This is a genomic window from Actinomadura sp. NBRC 104412 (genome assembly GCF_030269515.1).
Classification (GTDB): Bacteria; Actinomycetota; Actinomycetes; order Streptosporangiales; family Streptosporangiaceae; genus Spirillospora.
Window position 1 is genome coordinate 21,043 of the sequence record NZ_BSTM01000021.1, and the last position, 25,771, is coordinate 46,813.

Annotated in this window: 26 protein-coding genes; 21 read left to right on the forward strand and 5 right to left on the reverse strand. The window is 70.2% G+C overall.

Translation table 11 applies throughout. From position 1 onward, the window contains the following. Positions 1-53 precede the first annotated feature (53 nt). The 3 genes from QSK21_RS24020 to QSK21_RS24030 all read left to right on the forward strand — a co-directional run bounded on the left by QSK21_RS24020 (position 54) and on the right by QSK21_RS24030 (position 2,551). Positions 54-269, forward strand: coding sequence for a hypothetical protein (locus QSK21_RS24020; protein WP_285699075.1), 216 nt, complete (start codon positions 54-56; stop codon positions 267-269). A gap of 456 nt (positions 270-725) precedes the next feature. After that, a complete protein-coding gene (locus tag QSK21_RS24025) occupies positions 726-1,343 on the forward strand; it encodes a DUF47 domain-containing protein (RefSeq protein ID WP_285699076.1) in 618 nt (205 codons plus the stop codon). After that, a complete protein-coding gene (locus QSK21_RS24030; protein WP_502871594.1) occupies positions 1,340-2,551 on the forward strand; it encodes an inorganic phosphate transporter in 1,212 nt (403 codons plus the stop codon). Before QSK21_RS24025 ends, QSK21_RS24030 begins: the two co-directional genes overlap by 4 nt. A gap of 318 nt (positions 2,552-2,869) precedes the next feature. On the opposite strand, the gene QSK21_RS24035 is transcribed toward QSK21_RS24030, so the two are convergent. Then, positions 2,870-4,546 carry a bifunctional metallophosphatase/5'-nucleotidase gene (locus QSK21_RS24035; RefSeq protein WP_285699077.1) on the reverse strand — a complete coding sequence of 559 codons (1,677 nt, stop codon included), beginning with the start codon at positions 4,544-4,546 and terminating at the stop codon, positions 2,870-2,872. Between the two features lie 140 nt (positions 4,547-4,686). Between QSK21_RS24035 and mshD the strand changes: the two genes are divergently transcribed. From mshD to pstB, 5 genes are all read left to right on the forward strand, one after another. Beyond that, the gene (gene mshD / locus QSK21_RS24040; protein WP_285699079.1) at positions 4,687-5,574 is read left to right on the forward strand and encodes a mycothiol synthase; all 888 of its coding nucleotides are present in this window, start codon (positions 4,687-4,689) and stop codon (positions 5,572-5,574) included. A 267-nt stretch (positions 5,575-5,841) separates the two neighbouring features. Then, complete coding sequence (pstS, locus tag QSK21_RS24045; protein ID WP_285699080.1) at positions 5,842-6,948, forward strand: phosphate ABC transporter substrate-binding protein PstS; 1,107 nt, start codon at positions 5,842-5,844, stop codon at positions 6,946-6,948. Positions 6,949-7,049: 101 nt separating this feature from the next. Next, positions 7,050-8,030: a phosphate ABC transporter permease subunit PstC gene (pstC, locus tag QSK21_RS24050; RefSeq protein WP_285699082.1), complete on the forward strand. Its 981-nt coding sequence runs from the start codon at positions 7,050-7,052 to the stop codon at positions 8,028-8,030. Then, entirely contained in the window at positions 8,027-8,947 is a 921-nt protein-coding gene (gene pstA, locus QSK21_RS24055; protein ID WP_502871595.1) for a phosphate ABC transporter permease PstA, read from the forward strand. The genes pstC and pstA overlap by 4 nt, the downstream gene beginning before the upstream one ends. Before the next feature lie 79 nt (positions 8,948-9,026). After that, entirely contained in the window at positions 9,027-9,803 is a 777-nt protein-coding gene (pstB, locus tag QSK21_RS24060) for a phosphate ABC transporter ATP-binding protein PstB (RefSeq protein ID WP_285699083.1), read from the forward strand. Positions 9,804-9,865: 62 nt separating this feature from the next. Here the strand turns inward: pstB and QSK21_RS24065 are convergent, their stop codons facing one another. After that, entirely contained in the window at positions 9,866-10,582 is a 717-nt protein-coding gene (locus QSK21_RS24065) for a winged helix-turn-helix transcriptional regulator (RefSeq protein WP_285699085.1), read from the reverse strand. 218 nt (positions 10,583-10,800) lie between these two features. On the opposite strand from QSK21_RS24065, the gene QSK21_RS24070 reads away from it, so the two are divergent. The 10 genes from QSK21_RS24070 (at position 10,801) to QSK21_RS24115 (ending at position 17,538) form a co-directional block, all read left to right on the forward strand. Then, positions 10,801-11,061, forward strand: coding sequence for a MoaD/ThiS family protein (locus QSK21_RS24070; protein WP_285699086.1), 261 nt, complete (start codon positions 10,801-10,803; stop codon positions 11,059-11,061). Positions 11,062-11,183: 122 nt separating this feature from the next. Further along, a complete protein-coding gene (locus QSK21_RS24075) occupies positions 11,184-11,891 on the forward strand; it encodes an LmeA family phospholipid-binding protein (protein WP_285699087.1) in 708 nt (235 codons plus the stop codon). A 72-nt stretch (positions 11,892-11,963) separates the two neighbouring features. After that, positions 11,964-12,479, forward strand: a complete 516-nt coding sequence (locus tag QSK21_RS24080; protein WP_285699089.1) for a sigma-70 family RNA polymerase sigma factor — start codon at positions 11,964-11,966, stop codon at positions 12,477-12,479. Further along, positions 12,476-13,225: an anti-sigma factor family protein gene (locus tag QSK21_RS24085; RefSeq protein WP_285699090.1), complete on the forward strand. Its 750-nt coding sequence runs from the start codon at positions 12,476-12,478 to the stop codon at positions 13,223-13,225. Before QSK21_RS24080 ends, QSK21_RS24085 begins: the two co-directional genes overlap by 4 nt. A gap of 226 nt (positions 13,226-13,451) precedes the next feature. Next, positions 13,452-13,766, forward strand: a complete 315-nt coding sequence (locus QSK21_RS24090; protein ID WP_285699249.1) for a thioredoxin family protein — start codon at positions 13,452-13,454, stop codon at positions 13,764-13,766. Between the two features lie 319 nt (positions 13,767-14,085). Next, positions 14,086-14,529 carry a DUF4395 domain-containing protein gene (locus QSK21_RS24095; RefSeq protein ID WP_285699092.1) on the forward strand — a complete coding sequence of 148 codons (444 nt, stop codon included), beginning with the start codon at positions 14,086-14,088 and terminating at the stop codon, positions 14,527-14,529. 46 nt (positions 14,530-14,575) lie between these two features. Next, positions 14,576-15,415 carry a sulfurtransferase gene (locus tag QSK21_RS24100; protein WP_285699094.1) on the forward strand — a complete coding sequence of 280 codons (840 nt, stop codon included), beginning with the start codon at positions 14,576-14,578 and terminating at the stop codon, positions 15,413-15,415. Positions 15,416-15,461: 46 nt separating this feature from the next. Further along, entirely contained in the window at positions 15,462-15,770 is a 309-nt protein-coding gene (locus QSK21_RS24105; RefSeq protein ID WP_285699095.1) for a DUF1416 domain-containing protein, read from the forward strand. 110 nt (positions 15,771-15,880) lie between these two features. After that, positions 15,881-16,282: a YbaB/EbfC family nucleoid-associated protein gene (locus tag QSK21_RS24110; RefSeq protein ID WP_285699096.1), complete on the forward strand. Its 402-nt coding sequence runs from the start codon at positions 15,881-15,883 to the stop codon at positions 16,280-16,282. Positions 16,283-16,386: 104 nt separating this feature from the next. Next, entirely contained in the window at positions 16,387-17,538 is a 1,152-nt protein-coding gene (locus tag QSK21_RS24115; protein ID WP_285699097.1) for a S8 family serine peptidase, read from the forward strand. Between the two features lie 27 nt (positions 17,539-17,565). On the opposite strand, the gene eccCa is transcribed toward QSK21_RS24115, so the two are convergent. Beyond that, positions 17,566-21,549 carry a type VII secretion protein EccCa gene (eccCa, locus tag QSK21_RS24120; protein ID WP_285699098.1) on the reverse strand — a complete coding sequence of 1,328 codons (3,984 nt, stop codon included), beginning with the start codon at positions 21,547-21,549 and terminating at the stop codon, positions 17,566-17,568. Positions 21,550-21,842: 293 nt separating this feature from the next. On the opposite strand from eccCa, the gene QSK21_RS24125 reads away from it, so the two are divergent. Further along, on the forward strand, positions 21,843-22,244 hold the full coding sequence (locus QSK21_RS24125) for a hypothetical protein (protein ID WP_285699100.1): 402 nt from the start codon (positions 21,843-21,845) through the stop codon (positions 22,242-22,244). A gap of 40 nt (positions 22,245-22,284) precedes the next feature. After that, positions 22,285-22,755, forward strand: a complete 471-nt coding sequence (locus QSK21_RS24130) for a YbaB/EbfC family nucleoid-associated protein (protein WP_285699101.1) — start codon at positions 22,285-22,287, stop codon at positions 22,753-22,755. A gap of 24 nt (positions 22,756-22,779) precedes the next feature. Here QSK21_RS24130 and QSK21_RS24135 read toward each other — a convergent pair whose 3' ends face one another. Continuing rightward, positions 22,780-23,727 (reverse strand): hypothetical protein, encoded by a 948-nt coding sequence (locus QSK21_RS24135; protein ID WP_285699102.1) that lies wholly within the window; start codon positions 23,725-23,727, stop codon positions 22,780-22,782. Next, positions 23,727-24,119 carry a hypothetical protein gene (locus QSK21_RS24140; protein WP_285699103.1) on the reverse strand — a complete coding sequence of 131 codons (393 nt, stop codon included), beginning with the start codon at positions 24,117-24,119 and terminating at the stop codon, positions 23,727-23,729. Before QSK21_RS24140 ends, QSK21_RS24135 begins: the two co-directional genes overlap by 1 nt. Positions 24,120-24,369: 250 nt before the next feature. Here QSK21_RS24140 and eccD point away from each other — a divergent pair, with 250 nt between their 5' ends. Continuing rightward, complete coding sequence (gene eccD / locus QSK21_RS24145; RefSeq protein WP_285699104.1) at positions 24,370-25,767, forward strand: type VII secretion integral membrane protein EccD; 1,398 nt, start codon at positions 24,370-24,372, stop codon at positions 25,765-25,767. Positions 25,768-25,771: the final 4 nt, after the last annotated feature.

A 25,771-nucleotide genomic window follows, 5' to 3' on the forward strand; every position in this document is an offset into this window, starting at 1 on the left:
GCCCTCTTGGGTCATGTGCCCGCGGGGGGTGTGCGCGTAGCCTCGGTAGGGGTGTGGGGGAACGAACGGAGGTGGACGCGGTGTGCCAGCAGATCTTTGATGTTCGCGTCCACGACCGGGTCGCGCTGGACGAGATCGAGCTCTATGCCGAGATGCTCAGCGCCGTGGCGGCGTCCGAGGGGCCGCTGACGCTGGATGAGATCGACATGGTGCTCGGGGTGCGTTCCGGTGAGGCCGGTCGTCGCGAGCTGTCGCCGCAGGACCAGTAGTACCGCAGCGAGCCGGGGCCGCCCGAGACGGCGCCCCCGGCTCCCCCTGTGCGCCGGACGCCCCCCTTGGTCCCCCGGTTGGTCTCCCCGCGCGGACCGATGCCGCCGGATTTCTGCGGATTCTCCGGAGGTGTCCTAGATCGGTCCCGATCGGGCTGGGACGGGGGTCCCGATCCCCGAAGTAGCCTGGATGTTAAAAATCTCACCTATGGTCCTCCAGGGCCAGGAGTGGTCACCCAGGGTGACCGGCACGGCCGGAGGCGCCCGAAACCCCGGCGCCATAGGGCCTGCGGGCTCCGGACCGGAGGTGTCCCGCGTGTGTGCATTGATGCCGCTAGGGCACCCTTGTAGGTGAGAGGTCGGCGGACACCAGCCGAAGAGGGGGCAAAGGTTCTTTTTACGCCTGGTTGCGCCTACGATCCTCACCGGACCGTTCCGGCACTTCAGGAGTACGACGTGCGATTGCGTCTCACGCCTCGCGAGGACAGCTTCTACGACATGTTCGCCGACTCGGCGAACAACCTGGTGACGGGAGCCAGGCTGCTCGTGGAGCTCATCAGCGACGGCACCGACAGGGAGGCGATCGCGGAGAAGATGCGCGCCTGCGAGCACGCGGGCGACGAGTGCACCCACGCGATCATGCGGCGGCTGAACGAAACGTTCATCACCCCGTTCGACCGTGAGGACATCTACCGCCTGGCCTCCACGATCGACGACGTGATGGACGAGATGGAGGAGGCCGCCGACCTGGTCGTGCTCTACAAGATCGAGGAGTTCCCCAAGGGCATCGTGTCGATGGTCGAGGTGCTCGAACGCGCCGCCGAGCTCACCGCCGAGGCGATGCCGCGGCTGCGTTCCATGAAGGAGCTCAACGAGTACTGGATCGAGATCAACCGGCTCGAGAACCAGGGCGACCAGGCGTACCGCAAGCTGCTGGCCCATCTGTACGGCGGCGAGTACGACGCCCTGACGGTGATGAAGCTCAAAGAGGTCATCGACCGGCTGGAGGAGGCCGCCGACGCCTTCGAGCACGTGGCCAACACGGTCGAGACCATCGCGGTCAAGGAATCATGAGCTCGTCCGGAGAGGTGCACAGCGCGCCGCCGGACGCCCGTCCCGCGACCCCGGAGGACGAGCCGGCGGGCGGCGCGACCGCCGTCGCGGGCCGTCCCGCCGCCGAACCCTCCCTCGCCGAACAGGCCCGCCGCGGGCCGGTCAAGTTCTGGCCCGTCCTGCTGGTCGGCGTGCTGCTGGTCATGCTGGGCGGCGCGCTGGGGCTCCGCTCGGACGCCCAGCTCGCCGTGCTCATCCTGGTCGTCGTGGTCGCGCTGGTCTTCGACTACACCAACGGCTTCCACGACGCGGCCAACGCCATCGCCACATCGGTGTCCACCCGGGCCCTGACACCCCGGGCGGCGCTGCTGATGGCCGCCGTGATGAACCTGATCGGCGCGCTGCTGGGCGTCGAGGTGGCCAAGACCGTCAGCGAGGTGATCACCCCGCCGACGGGGCTGCACGGCCTCACCGTGGTCGCCGCCGGCGTCCTCGGCGCGATCACCTGGAACCTGATCACCTGGTACTTCGGGCTGCCCTCCTCGTCCTCCCACGCCCTCATCGGCGGCGTGGTGGGCGCCGGGCTCGCGTCGGCGTCCTCGGTGAGCTGGACCACGGTCGCCGAGAAGGTCGCCATCCCCATGGTGCTGTCCCCGGTGGCCGGGTTCTGCCTCGCCTACCTGGTGATGGTGGCGATCCTGTGGATCTTCCGGCGGGCCCAGCCCAGCCGGGTCGGCCGCCGTTTCCGCATCGCCCAGTCGGTGTCCGCCGCGTCGATGGCCCTCGGCCACGGCCTCCAGGACGCCCAGAAGACCATGGGCATCATCGTCCTGGCGCTCGTCACCACCGGACACTCCGACGGCCAAGGCGTCCCGCTGTGGGTGATCGTCTCCTGTGCCGGCGCACTGTCGCTCGGCACGTACGCGGGCGGCTGGCGCATCATGCGGACCCTGGGCCGCCGCGTGATCGAACTCGACCCGCCCAAGGGCTTCGCCGCCGAAGCGACCGCCTCGATGATCCTGTACGCGACCGCGTACTTCTGGCACGCTCCAATCTCCACCACCCACACCATCACCTCATCGATCATGGGCGTGGGCGCCACCAAACGCCTGTCGGCCGTCCGCTGGGGCGTGGCGGGCAACATCGTCACCGCGTGGGTCCTCACCATGCCCATGGCCGCCTCAGTGGCCGCACTGGTCTACTGGCTGGTGCACCTGTTCGGAGCGTAACCGTGTGGGGGGCGACCCCCCACGCCCCACCGTGTGGGGGGCGACCCCCCACACCCCCCGATGCGGCGAAGGCCGCGGCCCTGCGCTCGCAGGGCTCGCTCCGGGCCGCGGCCTTCGCCGGTCAGGGGCTCCGCCCCCGACACCCCTGGCAAGGGGCTCCGCCCCCTGCACCCCCGGCAAGGGGCTTCGCCCCCTGCGTTGCTGGGAATTGCTGACCGGAATCACGCACGTCGGTAAGCCTGAATCCTGGCTGCCGTGCCCGAGCTTCCGGCCGGCGGAGGTGTGCCGCCAGTGCCACTGCGGGGGCGCTTCCCACGATCACTCCCCTGAGATGCGGTTCAGGGGTGGGGGTGAGATCGGGGAGTTGGCGGTCATGTAGGCGACGAAGCCGTCCAGGTCGATCGGGCCGAGGACCTGGTCGGTGCCTTCGGTGAAGACCGTGAAGCCGTCGCCGCCGCCCAGCAGGAAGTTGTTGGCGGCGACCCGGTAGGACGCGGCCGGGTCGACGGGGGTGCCGTCCACGGTGATGCCCGAGACGCGGTCCCCGACGGGGCGGCTGCGGTCGATGGTGAAGTGCAGCGTGGAGGAGGGTTGCAGAATCTTTTCGCCCGCGCTGGTCCACTGCTGTTCGAGCACGGCGTCCAGTTGGGCGCCCGTGAGGGTGACGACGCCCATCAGGTTGCTGAACGGCTGCACCTGGAACGCCTCGCCGTAGGTGACCACGCCGTCGCCCTCGGAGCCGCCGGCGGCGAAGGTCAGGTCGGCGCGGACGCCGCCGGGGTTCATCAGCGCGACCTGGGCGCCTTCGCCCTTCATCGACTCGAGCTGGGCGTCGGCGATCACGTCGCCGAGCGCGGTCTCGCCGGACGGGGACGGGGCACGGGTGAGGTCGGCGGTGATGGTGCCGACCGGCCGGTTGGCGCGTTCGGCGACCCGGTCCTTCCAGGTCTGAACGAACGCCTCGGTCGCCGGGTCCGGCGGGACGGTCCGGGTCACCACGTGGTTGTCGCCCCTCAGGGACGAGCGGACGACGTCCCCGGTGCGCCGGTTCACCTTGAAGTCGACCTGGGTGATGACCCGTCCGAAGGACGAGCCGGACGAGTAGAGCCTCGGCTCGCCGCTCGGGTCGGTCACGGTGCACACGTACTGCTGGTGGGTGTGCCCGGACAGCACGACGTCGATCTCCGGGTCGGCGTCCCTGGCGATCCGCGTTCCCGCGCCGGGCACCACGCCGCAGGCGTCGGGGCGCTGGCCGGACGGGACCTGGTCGCCCTCGTGGACGAGCAGGACGATCGACTTCACATGGCGCTTCTTGAGCTCGGCCGCGGCCCGGTTGGCGGCCCTGACCTCGTCGTCGAAGGTCAGGCCCTGGACGCCCTGGGGCGTGACGATGGTCGGCGTGGTCTTGGTGACGACCCCGATGAATCCGACCCGGACCCCGTTGACGCGGCGGATCGTCCAGGGCTTGAGGATGGGCTTGTGGTTCTTGCGTAGGACGTTGGCCGCGAGGTAGTCGAACTTGGCGCCCTTCCATCGCCCGGCGGGGGAGCAGCCGTCGACAGGGTGGCAGCCGCCGTTCTGGATCCGGCGCAGCTCGTCTTGGCCTTCGTCGAACTCGTGGTTGCCGACCGCGGACGCGGTGACCCCCACCCGGCCGAGGAAGTCGACCGAGGGTTCGTCGTGGAACGCGGCGGAGATCAGCGGGGACGCGCCGATCAGGTCGCCCTGTGCCACGGTCAGCGTGTCGCGGTTGGCCAGCCGCTTGAGGTGGGCGGCCACGTAGGCGGCGCCCCCGGCCGGTACGGACGCGCCGTTCTCGTCGATGGCCGTGCCCGAGCTTCCGGTCGGCGGCTCCAGGTTGCCGTGGAAGTCGTTCAGGGACAGCAGCCGCACGGACGCGGTGGGCGCCGGGCCGGCGGAGGCGGGTTGCGCCGCCACCGCCACCGCGGCGACGACCGCGGTCCCGCACGCCATGAGGATCCGTCGTCGAGTCATTCCCGCACCGTAGAAGGGGCCCGACTACGGCCGTCCGGCGGCCACATGACGTTTTCGTGACGGTTTGGCCAGGAGTCGCCGGGCATCGTTCCCGTACGGCCGCATAGAGTCACGATCATGACCGGGCATGGTGACGTGGCATGAGCGAACGGGGCGAGAGCATGACCGAGGGGCTGTCCGACTCCGAGATCTCCCAGGTGCTCTCCCTGGTGGAGGCGGCCACGGAGGAGGACGGGGTGGCCCCCCTCTCCGAGCACGCGCTGCTGCGGCTCCGCAACGGCGGCCACGGCCTGACGATCGCCGAGCCGTCCGGCACGGTCGTCGCGTACGCGCACCTCGACCCGGCCACGGAGGACGAGAGCGCCTCCGCCGAACTGGTCGTCCACCCGTCCCATCGCCGCCAAGGGCACGGCCGCGCGCTGCTGCGCACTCTGCGGGACGAGGCGGGCGGTCCCCTTCGCGTGTGGGCGCACGGCGACCTGCCCGCCGCGGCGGCGCTGGCCGAAGCCGAGGGCCTGCGCCGTGTCCGCGCCCTCTTCCAGATGCGCCGCCCCGCCGCCGATCCGCTGCCCGAGTTCCGCGTCCCCGATGACGTGCGGTTGCGCACGTTCGTTCCGGGACGGGACGAGGAGGCGTGGCTGGAGGTCAACCGCCGCGCGTTCGCCGACCATCCCGAGCAGGGCGCCTGGACGATGGAGGACGTGCGCCAGCGCGAGCGGGAGCCCTGGTTCGACCCGTCCGGGTTCTTCCTGGCCGAGGGCGTCGCCACCGGGAGGCCGCTGGGCTTCCACTGGACGAAGGTCCACCCGGACGGCGCCGGGGAGGTCTATGTGGTCGGTGTCGATCCGGACGCCCAGGGCCACGGGCTGGGGCGTGTCCTGACCCTGGCCGGCCTGCATCATCTCCAGCGGCGCGGCGTGCCCTACATCCTGCTTTATGTGGACGAGTCCAACACGGCGGCCGTCCGTCTCTACGAGTCCTTGGGCTTCACCCGTCACACCGTCGACGTCATGTACGGCACCGCCTGACGTCTAGTCCGAAATGCCCCGGTATGTCCGGGGTTCTTGGGGATTCTTGGGCGGAATGACCTGCGGTGTTAACCCTGCGTCCACCGTTTCGCGAGGCATTCTTCGCCCCGCTTGCAAGTGGCGTTCATGTCTCGTTCATCTGGTTCGGGGTGACTGGTCATCTCCCCTGCCTACCGTCTCTTCCGACGGTGACCCCCTTACCTGGGCAAATCGCCCCAGCCCGCAGTCGGGACACCGCCTGACCATGAACTCAGAGGAGACCTACCGGTGAAGAACGGTTCTCGGCTCGCCGCCCTTGGCGGTGTGGTCGTGGCGGGCGCGCTCGCCCTCAGCGCCTGCGGGAGCGACAGCAACCAGGGCGGCGCCGGCGCGTCAAGCGTGCCCACCGGCGCCATCGACTGCGCGAAGGCGACGGTCAACGCCGCCGGTTCCAGCGCGCAGAAGAACGCCATCGAGGAGTGGACCAAGATCTATGCGCAGAAGTGCGCGGGAGCCAACCTGAACTACAACCCGAGCGGCTCGGGTGCGGGTATCGAGGCGTTCACTCAGGGCCAGGTGGCCTTCGCCGGGTCGGATTCGGCCCTCAAGCCGGACGAGGCCGCGGCCGCCAAGCAGCGCTGCCAGGGCTCGAACGCGGTCAACCTGCCGATGGTCGTCGGCCCGGTCGCGGTGATCTACAACCTGCAGGGCGTGAACGGCCTCCAGCTCTCGCCGGAGACCCTGGCCAACATCTTCTCCGGCAAGATCAAGAAGTGGAACGACCCGGCGATCGCCAAGGAGAACTCCGGGGCGTCCCTTCCCGACAGCGACATCAAGCCGGTGTACCGCGCGGACGAGTCCGGCACCACGGAGAACTTCACCAAGTACCTCAAGGCCACCGCGCCCAGCGCGTGGACCTGGGAGCCGGAGAAGAAGTGGCCCGCCAAGGCCGGCCAGGGCGCCAACAAGTCCGACGGCGTCACCGCGCAGGTGAAGAACGGCGCCGGGACGATCTCGTACGTCGAGATGTCCTACGCCGAGACCAACAAGCTGCAGACCGCCAAGATCAAGAACGGTGCGGGCGAGTACACCGCGCTGAGCGCGGACACCGCGTCCAAGGCCGTGGCCGGCGCCAAGGTCGTCGGCACCGGCAACGATGTCGCGCTGGAGATCGACTACGCCACCAAGGAGCCGGGCGCATACCCGATCGTCCTGGTGACCTACGAGATCGCCTGTGAGAAGGGCCTGCCGGCCGAGCAGGCGCAGTTCGTGAAGTCGTTCCTGACCTACACCGCCAGCGCGGACGGCCAGAAGGTGCTGACCGACATCGGTTACGCGCCGCTGCCCCCCGAAGTGCTGACGAAGGTCCAGACGTCCATCAAGGCGCTGTCCTGAGCCCGGATCCCGACGACGGCAGCCCCGTCACCGACGACCTCGGTGGCGGGGCCGTCCCGGGTTCCGGGGGCACAGGCTCCGGCAGCAGAGGAGGATCACCCGTGACCACGCAGACCGGCGTCGAGTCGGGCGTCGGCGCCGAACACCGGGCCATCGGGCGGCGGATGAGCACCGGCAGGGCCGGGGACAGAATCTTCGCCGGGGCCGCCCGCGGCTCCGGGCTCATCGTGCTGGCCATCATGGCCGCGATCGCGGTGTTCCTGATCTGGAAGGCGATCGGCCCGCTGCGGGAGAACCAGGCCAACTTCCTGACCTCGGAGACGTGGAACCCCAACGCCACGCCGCCGCGGTTCGGCATCGCGCAACTGGCGTTCGGGACGGTGATGTCCTCGCTGCTGGCGATGCTGATGGCGACCCCGGTGGCGATCGGGATCGCGCTGTTCATCTCGTACTACTCGCCGCGCCGGCTCGCGGCCGGGCTGGGCTACCTGGTGGACCTGCTGGCGGCCGTGCCCAGCATCGTGTACGGGCTGTGGGGCCTGATCTTCCTCTCCCGGCACATGGAGGGGATCAGCTCGTTCCTCAACGGCGCGCTCGGCTGGATCCCTCTGTTCGGCGGCGACAGCCCCGGCAAGAACTCGATCTTCACCGCCTCGGTGGTGCTGGCGATCATGATCCTGCCGATCATCTCGTCCATCTCCCGCGAGGTGTTCCTCCAGGTGCCGCAGGCGCACATCGAGGCGTCGCTGGCGCTGGGCGCCACCCGCTGGGAGATGATCCGGATGTCGGTGCTGCCGTACGGCCGCTCCGGGATGATCGGCGCGTCGATGCTCGGGCTCGGCCGCGCCATGGGCGAGACCATCGCCGTCGCGATGGTGCTGACCTTCGTCCCCGGCATCAACTGGCACATCCTCGAGGACGGCGGCACCACCTTCGCCGCCAACATCGCCAACAGCTTCGCCGAGGCCAGCCGTACCGGGCAGGGCGCGCTGATCGCCTCCGGGCTGGTGCTGTTCGTCATCACCCTCATCGTCAACATGGCGGCGCGCGCCGTCGTCGCCCGCCGCAGGGAGTTCGTGTGAGCGCCGCACCGGCCACCGGCATGAGCAAGCCCACCCGCACCGGGTCCGAGCTGACCTCGGTCTCCCTCGGCCGCAAGGTCAAGGACCGGCTGGTGCAGGTGCTGGTCTACGTGGCCTTCGCGCTGGCGGTGATCCCGCTGGTGTCGGTCCTGTGGACGGTGGTCGCCAATGGGCTGGCCCGGCTGGACGGCACGTTCTTCCAGTTCTCCATGAACGGGCTGAGCGGCCGCGACCCGGGCGGGGGCGCCTACCACGCGATCGTCGGCACCCTGGAGCAGGTGGCGATCACCAGTCTGATCGCGGTGCCGATCGCCGTGCTCACCGCGATCTACCTGGTGGAGTACGGCAACGGCGGCCGGCTGGCGCGCGTGATCAGCTTCTTCGTGGACGTGATGACCGGCATCCCGTCCATCGTGGCGGGGCTGTTCATCCTGGCGCTGTGGCTGCTGACCTTCGGGTTCGAGTTCTCCGGGTTCGCCGGTTCGCTGGCGCTGACCATCCTGATGATCCCGACCGTGGTGCGGGCCACCGAGGAGATGCTGAAGCTGGTCCCCGCCGACCTGCGTGAGGCGTCGTACGCGCTGGGCGTGCCGCGCTGGCGGACGGTCTGCTTCGTGGTGCTGCCCACCGCGATGACCGGCATCGTCACCGGGATCATGCTGGCGGTGGCGCGGGTGATGGGCGAGACGGCGCCGCTGCTGCTGACCATCTTCTTCACCAAGGCGATCAACACCAATCCGTTCGAGGGGCCGCAGGGCTCGCTGCCCACCTTCATCTGGGAGCAGGCCGCCGACCCCAACCAGAACTCCATCGACCGGGCCTGGACCGGCGCGCTGGTGCTGATCCTGATCATCATGCTGCTGAACCTGGGCGCCCGGATGATCGCCCGCCTCTACCGCCCCGCCGGAGGACGCTGATCCGTCCCCGCCCCGCGCCCCTCCGCCTCCCCGACCACGGCCGCCCCGGCCGCCGAACCGAGCAAGGAGCATTCACCCCATGGCCAAGCGGATCGAAGTGTCCGGGCTGCACGCCTACTACGGCGGCGTCCACGCCATCGAGGACATCTCGATGACGATCGAGCCGCGCTCGGTGACCGCGTTCATCGGGCCGTCCGGCTGCGGCAAGTCCACCTTTCTGCGGACCCTCAACCGGATGCACGAGGTGATCCCGGGTGCCCGGGTCGAGGGCAAGGTGATGCTGGACGACGAGGACCTGTACGCCCCCTCGGTGGATCCGGTCGCGGTGCGCCGCCTGGTGGGCATGGTGTTCCAGCGGCCCAACCCGTTCCCCACCATGTCGATCTACGACAACGTGGCGGCCGGGCTGAAGCTGAACGGCGTCCGCAGGAAGTCCCAGCTCGACGACATCGTGGAGGAGTCGCTCAAGGGCGCCAACCTCTGGAACGAGGTCAAGGACCGGCTGGGGAAGCCGGGCGCGGGCCTGTCCGGCGGGCAGCAGCAGCGGCTGTGCATCGCCCGCGCGATCGCGGTGCAGCCGCAGGTGCTGCTGATGGACGAGCCGTGCTCGGCCCTCGACCCGATCTCCACGCTGGCCATCGAGGATCTGATCGCCAAGCTGAAGAGCCGGTACACCATCGTGATCGTCACGCACAACATGCAGCAGGCGGCCCGGGTCAGCGACCGTACGGCGTTCTTCAACATCGCCGGGACCGGCAAGCCGGGCAGGCTGATCGAGATCGGCGAGACCAGCACCATCTTCACCAACCCGGAGGAGAAGGCGACCGAGGACTACATCACCGGCCGCTTCGGCTGAGCGGCGCGGCCCCTCCTCCGGCCGCACGACCAGGCATCCGGGGCGGAGGTCAGGCGAGCGCGTCAGGCGTTGACCGGGGTGGCCTCTTCCGGGTCGCCGGGGCGGTGGTCGGGGACGAAGCGGTAGCCGACGTTGCGGACGGTGCCGATCAGCGACTCGTACTCGGCGCCGAGCTTGGCGCGCAGCCGCCGGACGTGGACGTCCACGGTCCTGGTGCCGCCGAAGTAGTCGTAGCCCCAGACCTCCTGGAGGAGCTGCGCCCGGGTGAAGACCCGGCCCGGGTGCTGCGCCAGGTACTTCAGCAGCTCGAACTCCTTGAAGGTCAGGTCGAGGACGCGGCCGCGGAGCCGGGCGGTGTAGGTGGCCTCGTCGATGGTCAGCTCGCCGCTGCGGATCTCGCCCGGGACGTCGTCGGCCTCGGCGACCGCGGCGGCGCGTCCCACCGCGAGCCGCAGCCTGGCCTCCACCTCGGCGGGTCCCGCGGTCTGGAGCAGCACGTCGTCCAGGCCCCATTCGGGGCTGAGCGCGGCCAGGCCGCCCTCGGTGACGATGCCCAGCAGCGGGCAGTCGAGGCCGGTGGTGCGCAGCAGCCGGCACAGGCTCTTGGCCTGGACCAGGTCGCGGCGGCAGTCCACCAGCACCACGTCGGCCGGCGGCGCGTCGATCAGCGCGGACGCCTCGGCGGGCGCCACGCGGACCGAGTGCAGCAGAAGCCCCAGTGCCGGCAGGACCTCATCGGAAGGTTCCAAAGCGTTGGTCAGCAGGAGCAAGCTGCTCAAGTGCCGCCTCCTCGCCCAGAAAGACGTCAGGACCCAGGCGGTTCATCGTCGAGCCCCGGCACGGCCACGGCTCGCGAGGTGGTGCCATGCTGGACTCTCGATGAACTCCATGGCCCCATCGCCCGGATCCCTCTCCCTAGAGGATATCCCAGGTGTCTCATGGGGCAATGGGGGCGAGGGGCGGGTCGGCGCGATGAACGGGAGGGGAGACCGGGACCATGGCCAAGGGAACGATCAGGTACTGGGCCGCCGCCAAGGCCGCGGCGGGCGTCGACGAGGAGCCCTTCGACGCGCCCACCCTTGAGGTCGCGCTGGCGCGGGCGGCCCGGCAACCCGGGCGATCAGCGGATTTCGACCGGGTCGTACGGCGCAGCTCGTTCCTGGTCGACGGCGCCCCGGTCGGCACCCGCCCGCACGGCGCGATCGAGCTGTCCGAGGGAGCCGTGATCGAGGTGCTGCCGCCGTTCGCGGGTGGCTGATCTCACACTTCCCGGTGCATGTCACTCCCTGGAGGGACACGATGCCCGGGCCGTCCAACTAGTGTGTGGCCGACCGGAGCGCGTGGTCAGCGGCGCCCGGCCACGAGTCCCTGAGGAGTGTCATGCGGAAGGTCTTGGTCGTCCTCCTGATCCTGGTGATCGGGCTCGTGGTCGCCGTGGACCGGATCGGCGTGCGGATCGCCGAGAACGAGATCGCCAATCAGGTCGCGGCGCAGTACGCGCTGCCGCAGCGGCCCGATGTGCAGATCCACGGCTTCCCGTTCCTGACGCAGGCGGTGGGCGGCGAGTACCAGCAGGTGGACGTGGCCATCGGCGACTGGACGCAGGAGGGCGTCACCGTCAGGGACGTCACGGTGCAGATGCGCGGGATCGGCGCGGCGCTGGGCGACATCACCTCCGGCAACGTCGACAACATCACGGTCCAGACCGCCACGGCCTCCGCGCTGATCCCGTACGAGGTGTTGCGACAGCGCGCACCCGAGCAGGTCAAAAAGATCCAGTCGAAGGGCGACGATCTCCAGGTCGACCTGGGCGGCCGGCTGCTGGGCGTGCCTCTGTCCGGGACCGCGGTGGTGTCGGTCCGGGCCACCGCCAAGGGCATCGCGGTCACACCCGTGTCGGTCAGCCCGAGCGGTTCGGGCGTCCCGATCCCGCTCAGCCTGGTCCGCAGCCGCCTGACCTGGAACGTCCCCCTGACCAACCTGCCGGTCGGGTCCCGCATCAGCGAGATCCGGCCCACCGGGGACGGCCTTCGCGTGACCGCCACCGCCGGCAACCTCAGCATGGGCAACCTCAACGGCAACAGATGAGCCCGCGTCCCTGGCGGGAAACCCGGTCCCAAGGGTTGTGAACCCCTTCTCGAGGTCGTACGTGTTGGTTGTGTGGGTCCGACCGCGGATGAGGGGCTGCTACGCGCGCTCTACGACGAGCATGGGGGTCCTCTCCTCGGCTACGTCCTGCGCCTGACAGGCGGCGACCGGCCTCAGGCCGAGGATGTCGTCCAGGAGACGCTGCTACGCGCCTGGCGGCACCCTGAGGCGCTCGCAGGGCGTCCGGTGCGTCCCTGGCTGTTCACGGTGGCGCGCAACCTGGTGGTGGACGCGCACCGGGCGCGGCGGGCCAGGCCGCCGGAGACGGGGATCGACGAGCAGGTGGTGATGACCGCGTCCGGGTCCGACGACATCGACCGGGCGCTGGAGTCGTGGACGGTCGCCGAGGCGCTGGCCGATCTCAGCCCGCAGCACCGCGCCGTGATCGTGGAGACCTACTACCGGGGCCGGTCGGTGGCCGAGGCCGCCAAGGTGCTCGGAATACCACCCGGTACCGTCAAGTCCCGCTCGTACTACGCGTTGCGGGCGCTCAAACTCGTCCTGGAGGAACGGGGGTTGGCGCCGTGACCCACTGCGCGGAGCTGCGGACCTCCCTGGGCGTGTACGTCCTGGGCGCGATCGACCCGGCGGAACGCTCCCGGCTGGAGGCCCATCTGGAGTCGTGCCCGTCCTGCCGGGACGAGCTGGCCGGGCTCGCCGGCATGCCCGCCCTGCTCGGCCGGGTGAACGAGGCACAGATCGCCCAGGTGGCGGGCCCTCCGCCGGAACTGCTCGACGCCCTGCTGGCGCGGGCCGCCGAACGGCGGCGCGGCCTGCGGGCACGGCTCGCCGCCCTCGTCCGCCCCTCCGACGGCGGAGGGCGGCTCTGGTGGGCGCCCGCCGCCCTGGCCGCCTGCGCGCTGCTGGTCATCGGCGGCCTGCTGGGCGGGTTCGTGACGGCCTGGAGGGACGGTGGCACGCCCCCTGCCGCCCGTCCCGCGCCTCCCGCGCCCACCGCGCCGGCCGCCACCGCCGGAGGCGAACGGCTCAGCGCCACGAACGCGAGCAGCGGGGTCCGGGGCATCCTGGTGCTCTACAGAAAGAAGTGGGGCACGAAGGTCGAGCTGCATCTGGCGGGGGTGCCGCGCGGCGGCGACTGCCGCTGGTACGCGGTGTCCCGGGACGGGGAGCGCGACATGCTCGGTAGCTGGCATGTGGCCTACGACAAGGGCTTCGGCGTGTACGAGAGCTCCACCATGTTCCAGCGCGACCAGCTCGTCTCGATACGGATCGTCACGCTGGACGGACAGCCCATTCTCACCATTCCGGCGTGACGGAGGGGGAAGAGAACCGGCGTGGGCGTGGTTTGATCCAGGCGTGGGTTCAGGTGTGGACGCAGGGGTGGATCTAGGGGTGGAAGGTGCGATTGTCGCGATCTTGGTGCTCGCCGCGGCGACGGTGTTCGGCCTCGTCCGGCGCGCCCGGGACGGCAGGCTGCGCCCACAGCACCCGAAACGCCCACGACGTTCGCAAGGCGGGGCCGAGGGGGTGACCGGCGGGATGGACGAGCGGCTCGGCGCCGCGGAGATCGGCTCGAGGCTCGGCGAGCGCGCCACCCTCGTGCAGTTCTCCACCGCGTTCTGCGCCCCCTGCCGCGCCACCCGGCGGGTGCTGGGCGAGGTCGCGGGCATGGTGGACGGGGTGACGCACGTGGAGCTCGACGCCGAGTCCCATCTGGACCTGGTCCGCAGGCTGAACGTCGTCCGCACCCCGACCGTGCTGGTGCTGGACGCCGACGGGCGGATCGTCCGGCGCGCCTCCGGAGCCCCGCGCAAGGCCGATGTGATCGCCGCCCTCGGTGTGGCCACATCATGACCAGGGCAACGCTGACCTGCGAAAAGGTTCATGGATTCGTCTCGGGGAGCGAGACGGATGTGACAGGACCGCGGGGTGCGGCTTACCATCGGACCGTGCGTTACCGGACAGAGCAGCTGCTCACGAAGCGACGCGCGGTCGACTTCTGCCGCGTGTCCACCTCGCTCTGTCGCCCGGCCTGAGGCGCCTCGCCGCCCGGCCGGGCCGCCGGGTCCGCCCTTCCCAGGGCACATCGCCCCATGGCGCCGCCTCCAACGCCCGCCCGAGCATGCCGACCCTCCAGCCGAACGCACAGACTCCCTCCGCCAGGAGCATCCCGATGCAGGTTGATCCGCGTGGGCAGCGATGGGCCGCGACCCTGACCACCCTGGTCCTGATCGTCGTCCTGGTGACCGGAAGCTGGATTCTGCTGGCCGCGCAGGCCGTGGTGTTCGCCATCGCGACCGTCTTCGGCCTCAGGTACGCGCCGTACGGGCTGGTGTACCAGGCGCTGATCCGTCCCCGGCTCGGCCCGCCGGCCGAGCTGGAGGACGCGGCCCCGCCCCGGTTCGCGCAGGGGGTGGGCCTGGCGTTCGCGCTGGTCGGGACGCTCGGATACGCCCTGGAGGCCACCTGGCTGGGAATCGGCGCCACAGCGCTGGCGCTGGCGGCGGCGTTCCTGAACGCGGCGTTCGGGTTCTGCCTGGGCTGCGAGGTGTACCTCTTGCTCCGACGAAGCCGGTTCGGGGGGCGCGGAGGGTCGTCCCCCCTCCAGCAACACTGATCCGCCGCATCACCGCAAAGATCCGCTCCGACAGGGAGGTTCCCGCATGAGCCGCTCAGACGTTCTGGTGGACGCCGAATGGGTCGAGGCCAACCTCGACGCTCCCGGCCTCGTCCTCGTCGAGGTCGACGAGGACGTGTCCGCCTATGACAAGGGCCACATCCGTGGCGCCGTGAAGATCGACTGGAAGAACGAGCTGCAGGACCCGGTCCGCCGCGACTTCGTCGACAAGGCGGGCTTCGAGCAGCTCCTGTCCGGCAAGGGCATCGCCAACGACGATCTGGTCATCCTGTACGGCGGCAACAACAACTGGTTCGCCGCCTACGCCTACTGGTACTTCAAGCTGTACGGGCACGAGAAGGTCAAGCTGCTGGACGGCGGCCGCAAGAAGTGGGAGCTGGACTCCCGCGAGCTGGTCACCGACGTGCCCGAGCGTCCCGCCACCCAGTACACGGCCAAGGAGCAGGACCTGGGCATCCGCGCCTTCCGTGACGAGGTCGTGGACGCGATCGGCAAGAAGAACCTGATCGACGTGCGTTCGCCCGACGAGTTCAGCGGCAAGCTGCTGGCCCCGGCGCACCTGCCGCAGGAGCAGGCGCAGCGGGCCGGTCACGTGCCCACCGCGCGCAGCATCCCCTGGTCCAAGGCGGCCAACGACGACGGCACGTTCAAGTCCGACGAGGAGCTGCGCGAGCTGTACACCGAGGCCGGTGTGGACCTGAGCAAGCCGACCATCGCCTACTGCCGCATCGGCGAGCGTTCCTCGCACACCTGGTTCGCCCTGCACGAGCTGCTGGGCCTGGAGGACGTGAAGAACTACGACGGTTCCTGGACCGAGTACGGCTCGCTCGTCGGCGTTCCCGTCGAGCTGGGCGAGCCGAAGTAACGTTCCGCGGAGTACGGCCGCCGAGCACGGCGGAAAAGGAGGAGTCATGACCCAGGGCTGCGCAGCGCCCGCGCAGACGGCGCACCTGCCCGCGACCGTCGACCTGTCCAAGGAAGCCGTGATCCAGGGCACCGTGACGCGCGACGGCGTTCCGGTGTCCAGCGCCTACGCCCGTCTGCTCGACTCGACCGGCGAGTTCACCGCCGAGGTCGTCACCGGCGACGAGGGCGTGTTCCGTTTCTTCGCCGCCGACGGCGACTGGACGGTGCGCGTGCTGGCCGCCGGGGGCGTCAGCGTCGACAGCACCGTCAGTGCCAAGACCGGCGAGGTCGCGGCCCTTGAGGTCGAGATCTGACCCGGAGCCGGTCCGCACGGGCCCCGCCGTTCCGCGTTCGCGCGGACGGCGGGGCCCGTCGCGTCCGGGATGACTATGCTCGTCCCGGGATCGCTGCTGATCATGGAGGGATGACCGGCTTGACCGAGTTCTCGAGTGCGGACCTGGACCGGCTGCTGGCCGAGGCGCGGGCGACGCTGGAGGAGATGCGCGCCGACCGTCCGGTGGCGGCGGGCGGCGACGGCGCGACGGCGGTGGGCGAGGCGACCGCGGGGGACGCGGGCGGACGGGTCACGGCAACGGCCGAGCACGGGCGGCTGACGGCCGTGGAGTTCGACGAGAAGGTGCGCGATCTGCCCTCGGAGGAGCTGGCCGGCCTGGTGGTCACCGCGGTGAACGCCGCGCTCGACGGGCTGCGCCCCGTTCCGTCCAGCACGGACAGGGACGAGGCGTCCGGCTCGCCCGAGCAGGGCCTGAAGCAGATGGAGCTGCTCACCCAGGCGATCAACGACGCCCTCGGCAGGATCGGCTGAAGCGCTTCGCGGCGCGGGCTTAGAATTGCGATTCGCACCGCTATGACAACATGTGCTCCCGGCAGCAGGCGGTGGCTCTGATTCGCCCCAGGGGAGTGGTGGCATTGAGGCGAGCACGGTGGGCCGCTCTGGTGTCGGCTCTGGGGTTCGGGCTGGCGTGGGCTCCCCCGCTGGTACCTGTGGCGAACGCGGCGGCCCCCTGCCAGCAGCCCCGCGAGGCCGGGCAGCCGAGGCAGCAGCTCCCGCCCCAGCTCTGGCCGCAGGAGCAGCTCAACTTCACCGAGGCGTGGGAGCTGACGCGGGGCAAGGGCGTCAAGGTCGCGATCATCGACAGCGGCGTGGACGCGTCACACCCCCAGTTGCGGGGCCGCGTCACGCAGTACGACGTCACCAACACCGGCAACGAGGACTGCGTCGGCCACGGCACCGAGGTCGCGGGCATCATCGGCGCCGCCGACATGCGCGCGCAGGGCATCCCGTTCCTCGGGGTCGCGCCCGCCGCCGAGCTGATCTCGATCAAGGCGGCGACCGGCAGCCAGCAGAACGACCCCAAGTGGGCGCCGCTGGCGATCCGCCGCGCCGTGAACCTCGGCGCCAAGGTCATCAACATGTCGTCCCAGTCGCCCGACTACCCGGAGCTGCGCGCCGCGGTGCGGTTCGCCCTGGACAGGGACGTGGTGATCGTCGCGGCGGCCGGCAACATCAGGGACCAGAGCCAGACGCCGCGCAACGCCTACCCGGCCAGTTACGAGGGCGTCATCGCGGTCGGGGCGCTCAACAAGGACGGCTCGCTGGCGACCTTCTCCAACCAGACCACCCCGGTCACCGTGACGGCGCCCGGGCAGTCGGTCGTCAGCACGTGGCCGCAGGGCACATACCACATGTCCGACGGCACCAGCCAGGCCGCCCCGTTCGTGGCGGGCACCGCGGCGCTGATCCGCTCGTACCACCCGAAGATGAACCGCGAGCAGGTCAAGCGGCAGATCGAGCTGACCGCCGACGGCTCCAGGGGCGCCGGCACCGGCTCGGGCATCGTCAACCCGCTCCGCGCCGTCACCACGGTCGCCCGCGGCCAGGCCGCCGTGGCCGCCGTCCCGCACAAGGTCAAGATCGACCAACCGCCGCCGGACGACCGCACCGGCCGCATCATCGCCCTCTCCATCGCCGGCGGCACCCTCGCCGCGGCCGCCGCCGTGGCCGCGGCCGCCGTGGTCATCCCCGCGGGCCGCCGCCGAGGCTGGCGCTCCGGCATCTGACCCGAACGGTCCGGGCGCCGTCCGGGGTCATGCCTGCGGGGTCTCCTCGCGGAGGACGGTCTGGATCAGGCGGGTGCCGGTGCGGCGGTCGACGTGGTAGCCGCGGCCCACGGGCAGCTTCTCCGGCTTGACGTTGCCCAGCAGGACGCCCTCCTCCTTGCTGCCCGACATCACCAGGCCGGGCGAGGCCATCTCCTTGATGCGGGTGATGGCCGGGTCGAACATGCCGCGTCCCGCGCCGCCCATCGCGCGGGCCAGGATGATGTGCAGGCCGATGTCGCGGGACTGCGGCAGCAGCTCGACCAGGGGACGCAGCGGGTTGTCGGACGTGGCGACCATCTCGTAATCGTCGATGATCAGGAACAGCTCGGCACCCGTCCACCAGGAGCGCGAACGCAACTGGTCGGGGGTGAGGTCGGCCGGAGGGAGGCGTTCCATCATCGCGCCTCGGATGTCGTTCACCAGGGACACCGCGGCGGGAGCGGACGCGGCGAACCCGATCTGGTGCTCGGTCGTGGCCACGTCCAGCAGCGAACGGCCGTAGTCGATGAAGATGATGCGTGCCTGCTCGGGCGTGTACCGGTCGGTGATGCCGGTGGTGATGTGCCGCAGCAGGTTGGACTTGCCGCACTCGGTGTCGCCCAGGACGATGAAGTGCGGGTCGGAGTTGAAGTCCAGGAAGACGGGGGACAGCGAGTCCTCGTCGATGCCGATCGGGATGCGCAGGCCGGTCTCGGCGGGGGTGGGCATCTGCGCGGCGGGCAGCACGTCCGGCAGCATCCGCACCTGCGGCGCCCGCGGGCCCTGCCAGTTCTGCGCGATGGCCTGGCACATCTTCATGACGCCGTCGTTGAGCGACTCGTCGGCGCCGCCGCCGTCGATCCTGGGCAGCGCGGTCAGGAAGTGGAAGCCGTCACGGGACAGGCCGCGGCCGGGACGGTTCTCGGGCACGTTGCCGGCCAGCTTCCGGTCGATCTCCGACTCGTACGGGTCGCCGAGCCGCAGCTCCAGCTTGGTGCCGAGCAGGTCGCGGACGTTGGTCCGGAACTCGGTCCACTTGTTGGACGCGGCGATGATGTGGATGCCGTAGCCCAGCCCGCGCGCCGCGAGCTGCGTGACGGTGTCGGAGATGGCCTCGTAGTCCTGCCGGAGCGTCAGCCAGTTGTCCACGATCAGGAAGACGTCGCCGTAGCCGTCCCCCCGGTACTCGCCCGACGCCCGCATCCGCCGGTACGTGGCGATGCCGTCGATGCCGCGCTCGGCGAACTCGCGCTCGCGCTGCTCCAGCAGCGAGCTGACCTCGGCGACGGTACGGCGGACGCGGTCGGCGTCCAGACGGGTCGCGATGCCGCCGACGTGCGGCAGGTCGGCCATCGCCGCCAGCGAGCCGCCACCGAAGTCGAGGCAGTAGAACTGCACCTCGGCCGGGGTGTGGGTGAGGGCCAGCGACGCCATCAGCGTGCGGATCGCGGTGGACTTGCCGCTCTGCGGCCCGCCCGCGATGCCGATGTGGCCCGCGCCGCCCGACAGGTCCAGCCAGTACGGGTCGCGCCGCTGGTGGAACGGCTTGTCCACGATCCCGGCCATCGCGTACAGCTTGCCGCGCCCCTCCCACCCGGCGGTGGTCAGGCCGTGCTCCGGGGTCACCGAGAGCTGCGGCAGCATCTGGTTCAGCGGCGGCGGGTCGTCCAGCGGCGGCAGCCAGATCTGGTGCGCGGCGGGACCGTGCCCGGCGAGCTGCCCCACGACCACGTCGAACAGCGACGCCTTGTTCTTGTTGTCCTCGGGCTCGGGCTGCTGCTGCGCGCCCGGCTCCTCGATCACCTGCGGGCGGATGTACCCGGACATGTACGGGACGACCTGCGCGGCGATCTGGCTGCCCGTGTTGCCGTTCTGCGTCTGGCCGGGCTGCTCGTCCACGGGTCCCGACACGTACGCGGCCTTGAACCGCACCATCGGCTCGGTCGCGAACTTCAGGTAGCCGTTGCCGGGCGCGGGCGGCAGCTCGTAGGCGTCCGGGACGCCCAGCACGACCCGCGACTCCATCGCCGAGAACGTCCGCAGGCCGATCCGGTACGACAGGTGGGTGTCGAGCCCGCGCAGCTTGCCCTCCTCCAGGCGCTGCGAGGCCAGCAGCAGGTGGACGCCCAGCGAACGGCCCAGCCGTCCGATCATCACGAACAGCTCGGCGAAGTCCGGCTTGGCCGACAGCAGCTCGGAGAACTCGTCCAGGACCAGGAACAGCGTCGGCATCGGCGGCAGGTTGGCGCCGTCCAGCCGGGCCTTCTCGTAGTCGCGCAGCGAGGCGTAATTGCCCATCTGCCGCAGGTACTCCTGGCGCCGCACCATCTCGCCGTGCAACGCGTCGTACATGCGGTCGACCAGGGGAAGCTCGTCCTCCAGGTTCGTGATGATGGCCGAGACGTGCTGGAGGCCCTCCATGCCGAGGAACGTCGCGCCGCCCTTGAAGTCGACCAGGACGAAGTTCAGGATCTCCGGCGAGTGCGTCATCGCCAGGCCCAGCACCAGCGTGCGCAGCAGCTCCGACTTACCGGAACCGGTGGCGCCGATGCACAGGCCGTGCGGGCCCATGCCGCCCTGCGCCGACTCCTTGATGTCCAGCTCGATCGGACGGCCGTCGGCGTCCAGCCCGATGGGGACGCGGAACCGGTTGCGCTGCGCCCTCGGCCGCCACACCTGCCGCGGGTCGACCGCGTACGGGTTGTCCACGCCCAGCAGCGAGGTCAGCGTCATGTTGCCTGACAGGACGTCGTCCTCGACCTCGGTGTCGGTGGCGCTGCTCCGGAACGGCGCGAGCTGCCGGGCCAGTCCCTCGGACTGCGCGACGCTCGCCTTGTCGGGCTTGCCGATCGGGGTGGGGACGTCCTTGCCGGTGCGGTCCTTCTTCAGCATGTGGACGCGGTCGGGCGCGACGTTCAGCCGCAGCGTGCCGGCCTCGGTGGTGCTGCCCACGGTCTGGGACAGGTCGATCACGCACACGCCCTCGATGCCGTCGGCGGCGAGCTGCGAGTCGTAGGACGCCATGCCGCCGTCCACCACCACGACGTGCAGGGGCAGCTCGGAGGAGGGGCGGCCCGCCACGAACCTGGCGCGGTCCTTGACCTCCTGCCCGAGCATGACCTCCAGCTCCGACATGGTCGGCGCGATCAGCCTGACCTGCCCGGCGGCGTCGTACTCGGTGGGGTGCAGCGCGTGCGGAAGCCACTTCACCCAGTCCCAGTGGACGAGCTGCTCCTGCGAGGTGCACACGGAGATGCGCACGTCATCAGGGGTGTGGAAGGTCGCGAGCTGCATCAGCATGGCCCGCACCATCGCCCGGGTCGCCTCGCCGTCCCCGGACAGGAAGATCCGCGAGAACGAGCGCAGGTTGATCGCCACCGGCAGCGCCGGGACGGTGGAGTGGGTGCGGATGAACCGGCGCAGCGCGCCCGCGCTCATCGGCTCCAGGTCCTCCACCGGCTTCGTCTCCGGCGCGATCAGCTGCACGCCCAGCTTCTGCGGGCCCGCGCCGACCCGCACCTGCCCGAAGTCGCCGTCCTCGGGACGCCGTTCCCACATGCGCGCGCTCATCGCCAGCGACCACAGCCGCGACGGGTCGGGGTTGTACCACTCCAGCGCCTCGCGCTGCTGCGCGGCGGCCTTGCGCACCTTGGCCCGGACCTGGCCGAGGTAACGCAGGTAGTCGCGCCGGTCGGCGTTCAGCTTGGACTTGCGTTCCCCGCTGCGCTGCCCGACCTGTGAGAACATCATGCCGAACATCGACAGCCCCATCATCCCGCCCGCGACCATCTGGATCGGGTTGGAATTGGGGTTGAGGAACATGAAGGCCATCGCGCCCGACCCGGCCGCCATCGGCAGGTAGGTCATCACGTTCCGGAACCCGTCGCTGACGACCTCGGGCAACTCGGGCGGGGACTCCAGCAGGATCTCACCCCGCGGCAACTCCGGTGGCTTGCGCCGTTCCTTGCGCCGGACCACGACGGTGCTCACTGGCTCAAGCTCCCCTCATCCCTGGGCATGCGCCCACCCAAGGCTGGACATCCTACGGACGTGAGCGGCGGGGTGAAGGTCATGCCCCATTCAAGGTCATGACCGTGCGTATATGGTCACTCGTGCTCATCCCAACCGCAACCGCCCGCTCCTCAGCACGTACAACATTTCCGTCCCGGGCGGCACCGATATCCGATGCGGCAGGGGCCTGAAACGTTCACAATCGTCGAGTAAGGTTCCTCGGACCCCGCTGGTTCGCTTGGTCAATCGCTCGGCAAGGGGAGACACGGGAGATGATCGCGTACGTGCGCCCCGGTTGGGCCGGGGCCGGCCTGACGAGCCCGGAACGGCCGGGCATCGACAATCCCGTCCTCGCCTACATCGGCCTGGCGGCCCTCGTGGTGTTTCTCGTGGGGTGTGTCGTAGCCGGAGTGATGGCGTACACGGGACGGTGGCGTTCCTGGTATCCCCCAAAGATCACCCAGACGTGCTCGCCACTGAGCATGCCGTGGGCGGCCGGCGCCTTCCTTCTCATGCTGCTCGCGGCGGGCCTGGACGTGGTGCTCGACGGCCTTCCGATGGTCTTGGGCTTCATCCTCGTCGGATGCGCCGTGGTGCTGCTGCTCATAGGGTTGGTGTACGTCTTCCCGCCCCGCAGGCTGCTGCCACGCTGGATCCGAGATGACGGGTGGTGACCAGAGCGCCCTGAACGAGCCGTAGAACGCGAGGAGAGAAATGTTCCCAGCCGGAGACATGGACATCGAGCGGATGCTGCGGGAGTCGCGGGAACGGGCGTGGAAGCTGGCCGAGGTCCGGGACCGGGTGGTGGGGCTCACCGGCCATGCGGAGTCGCCCGACGGCAGGATCAAGGTCACCAGCAGCGCCGCCGATCCGCTCGCCGAGCTCGACATCGATCCCCGCGCCATGCGCATGTCCTCAGGCGAGCTCGCCACCGCGATCCGGGAGACCGTCCGGCTCGCCCGCCGGGACCTGGAGGAGCAGATCGAGCGGGTCACCGCCGAGCAGTACGGCGAAGAGAACCCGCTCGACATGCTGGGGAAAAACGAGGATTTACAGCGCAACCTCAACGAGATGCAGGACATGTTCCGGCAGACCGGCCAGCAGGCGCAAAGGATGCTCGAAGACTTGCAGCAGCGCTTGGGCCTGCGCTCGGACCCGGGTGGATCCAAGCCCGGCCCTGGCTGAGCATGACCGGGCCTGGATTGGGTTCTAGGTGGATTTGGGCTGGGTGTCGTCGACGTACTTGTGGCCTGGTGCCGGGTTGCCGTCCTCATCCGTCCCGTAGGAGTTGCCCCAATCGCTGAAGAACGAGCCCAGGACGGGCGACCCGTTGAGCGCGTCGGCTGTGCCGAGCGTGGCCGCCAGCTTCTCCCCGAAGGTCAACGGCGCGATGCGCGACGTCAGCGGGGTACCCAGCCTGGTGGTGGGGTTGGCCCCGAAGACCTCGGACGTGCGCTTGACGAGGAGGTAGTTGACGGCGCCCTTGAGCATGTCGTCGGCACCGTTCATCGTCGCCTGACCGAAGGTCGCCCAGACCTGGGCGTTGCCGTTGAACCGCTGGCCGAGAACGTTGGTGCCGAGGAACGCCCCCCAGACGTACGTGGTGCCGCGTGAGATCTGCGTGATGATCGACGAGCCCGTGCTGAGCACGCGGTAGCAGACGCTGGCGAACTGGTTCGCCTGGGCCATGAGCTGCGCGGCCACGGGGGTGCCGACGACGGTCGCCGCCGCGATGGCGATACCCGTGGCGAAGATCGCCAGCAGGGTCGTGATGACGAACATCAGGTAGATGAAGACGCCGATGATGACCGCGAGGATGTACAGGGCGACCGTCACCGACCAGGCCATGACGATGGCGAAGTCGAGCTGGTCGGAGTAGTCGTCCATCGTGCCCTCGAAGGCGGTCCGGTCGTCGCCCTTCCAGTGGCTCGGGTCGACCCGGCGGGTGAGCTCCTCGATCTTCCGCTGGGCCTGTTCCAGCTGGTCGATCGTCGCCTTCCAGCCGTCCGCGCCGCTCCACAGCTTCCCCGCGTCGCCCTGCGCCTGCATGACGATCGGGACGATGGGGATCGCGGCCGGGATGATCATGGCCGCGTAGAGCGACTCGAACCAGGCCGCCTGCGCGAGGCCGGACGTGATGTCGAGCGGGTTGCCCATCAGTTCCCTTCCCTGAGCGTGGAGGAGTCCTCGGCCTTGGCGTAGGTGGCGGCCGTGGTCTCCATCCGGTCGTGGATGTCGATCGCGTGCTGGGACTTCTGGATGAGGTCCTGGTCGGCGAACTCGATGAGCTGCGTGTACATCAGCGCCGCGCTGATCGCGAACATCGTGTAGGAGTCCGGCTGAACGTTGCGGGGCTCGGCGTTGAGCTTGTAGCGGGCCTGCTTGAAGATCTCTGTGAGCTCGGTCTCGATCTGCCCGCCCAGCCTTCTCAGCTCGGCGGGGTCGAAACGGACCTCCCCGCTGCCGGAGCCGCCCCCACCCTGCGACGGCGAGGGGCGGGGGGACGGGGAGGGGCCGTTCAGGTAGTTGGCGATTCTGTTGTTGCCCACGGGGCCTCCAGTCTGCGAGCAGGTATCGTCCGCGTGGCGATCTGGGTGGTTGACAATGCCTCAGGGTTGTCGGATGACCGTACAAGACGGTCGGTTCGGAAGGGTGCGTGCGGAGCGGGGCGGCCATACCATCCGGGGCGCAGAGAGTCACAAACTATCGCGCGTCTCCTAGGCCACCCTCTATGTTGTTACGGTTTCCGCCGTGTCGGACCGTTCTGTGCGGCCCGTGTGAGCTTAGGTAGGGAGAACGGTGGCTAAAGTCACGGGGGCGGAGTTGTGCCGGGTCACGGTCGTGGCCCCCAAGCGCCGTATCGACATCTCGTTGCCCGCGCACGTCCCCTTCGCCCAGCTGTTCCCGGCGATCCTGCACTACTCCGGCAACCGGATGGCCGACGCCGGGCTGGCGCACGGAGGCTGGGTGTTGCAGCGCCTCGACGACGCGCCGCTCGACGGCGGGGTGACGCCCGCGCAGGCCGGCCTGCGCGACGGTGAGGTGCTCTACCTGCGTCCCGGGATGTCGCAGTTGCCGGAGCTCGCGTTCGACGACGTCCCGGACGTGGTCGCGACCGCGGTGCGGGACCGGCGCGACCGGTGGCGCCCCGAATGGACGCGCAACTTCGCGCTCGGCGTCGGCGCGGGCGGTTCCGCGGTGGCCGCGGTCATGCTGCTGCTGTCCGGGCCGTCCTGGATCGTCCCGGCGGCGTGCGCGGGCGCCATCGCGCTGGTGCTGGTGATCGCGGCGGTGGCGGTCTCGCGCGCGGCGGGCGACGCGCAGGCGGGAACGGTTCTCGGCTTCGCGGCCATGCCGCACGCCTTCCTCGCCGGGCTGCTCGCCCCCGCCCGCGACACCGCGTTCGGCGACCTGGGCGCGCTGCACGTGCTGGCGGGGTTCGGCGCCGTGGTCCTGGTCGCGATGATCGCCGCGGCGGCGGTCACCGAGGGCACCTCGGTCTTCTGGGGGACGGTCGTCGGCGGCCTCCTCGGCGCCATCGGCTCCGGGGTCTCGGTGCTGTTCGAGAACCTCAACCCCGCCGGGATCGCCGCGTTCGTGGTGGTGGTCGCGATGATGCTGACCCCGCTCACCCCGACCCTGGCGTTCCGGTTCTCCAAGGTGACGCTGCCGCCCGTCCCGCAGAGCGCCGAGGACCTGCGGCGCGACACCATCATGGTGGACGGCCGGCAGGTGCTCACCCGCACCGCGCTCGCCGACCGGTTCATCACCGGCTTCACCGTCGGGCTCGGCCTGACCGGGTTCCTCGGGCTGCTGCCCTCCGCCTTCGACGACGGCTGGCTCGGCCCGATCACCGCGGCGGTGATCTCGTTCCTGATGCTGCTGCGCTCCCGGCTGTTCCGCGGCCGCGTGCAGAGGCTGGCGCTGCTGGTCCCCGGCATGGCCGGGCTGGGCGCGCTGGCGCTCGCCATCTCCATGGACGGCTCCATCGTGATGGTGGTGGCCGGCGGGGTGGTGCCGGTCCTGGCGTTCAGCGCGATCGTGGTCGGCGTCGGGCTGTGGCTGCCCGGCCGGCAGCCCTCGCCGTTCTGGGGGCGTGCGGGCGACATCCTGGAGCTGTTCCTGCTGATCGCGCTCATCCCGCTCGCGGCGGGCGAATGCGGGCTGTTCTCGTACATGCGCGGGCTGGCCGGTTAGGAGG

Coding starts and splice junctions, on each gene's coding strand:
- QSK21_RS24125 (WP_285699100.1), top strand. CDS start 21,843: ATGATCGCGTACGTGCGCCCCGGTTGGGCCGGGGCCGGCCTGACGAGC.
- QSK21_RS24110 (WP_285699096.1), top strand. CDS start 15,881: ATGACCGGCTTGACCGAGTTCTCGAGTGCGGACCTGGACCGGCTGCTG.
- QSK21_RS24035 (WP_285699077.1), bottom strand. CDS start 4,546: ATGACTCGACGACGGATCCTCATGGCGTGCGGGACCGCGGTCGTCGCC.
- QSK21_RS24135 (WP_285699102.1), bottom strand. CDS start 23,727: ATGGGCAACCCGCTCGACATCACGTCCGGCCTCGCGCAGGCGGCCTGG.
- QSK21_RS24075 (WP_285699087.1), top strand. CDS start 11,184: ATGCGGAAGGTCTTGGTCGTCCTCCTGATCCTGGTGATCGGGCTCGTG.
- QSK21_RS24100 (WP_285699094.1), top strand. CDS start 14,576: ATGAGCCGCTCAGACGTTCTGGTGGACGCCGAATGGGTCGAGGCCAAC.
- QSK21_RS24090 (WP_285699249.1), top strand. CDS start 13,452: ATGGACGAGCGGCTCGGCGCCGCGGAGATCGGCTCGAGGCTCGGCGAG.
- QSK21_RS24105 (WP_285699095.1), top strand. CDS start 15,462: ATGACCCAGGGCTGCGCAGCGCCCGCGCAGACGGCGCACCTGCCCGCG.
- QSK21_RS24070 (WP_285699086.1), top strand. CDS start 10,801: ATGGCCAAGGGAACGATCAGGTACTGGGCCGCCGCCAAGGCCGCGGCG.
- QSK21_RS24130 (WP_285699101.1), top strand. CDS start 22,285: ATGTTCCCAGCCGGAGACATGGACATCGAGCGGATGCTGCGGGAGTCG.
- QSK21_RS24095 (WP_285699092.1), top strand. CDS start 14,086: ATGCAGGTTGATCCGCGTGGGCAGCGATGGGCCGCGACCCTGACCACC.
- pstB (WP_285699083.1), top strand. CDS start 9,027: ATGGCCAAGCGGATCGAAGTGTCCGGGCTGCACGCCTACTACGGCGGC.
- mshD (WP_285699079.1), top strand. CDS start 4,687: ATGAGCGAACGGGGCGAGAGCATGACCGAGGGGCTGTCCGACTCCGAG.
- QSK21_RS24030 (WP_502871594.1), top strand. CDS start 1,340: ATGAGCTCGTCCGGAGAGGTGCACAGCGCGCCGCCGGACGCCCGTCCC.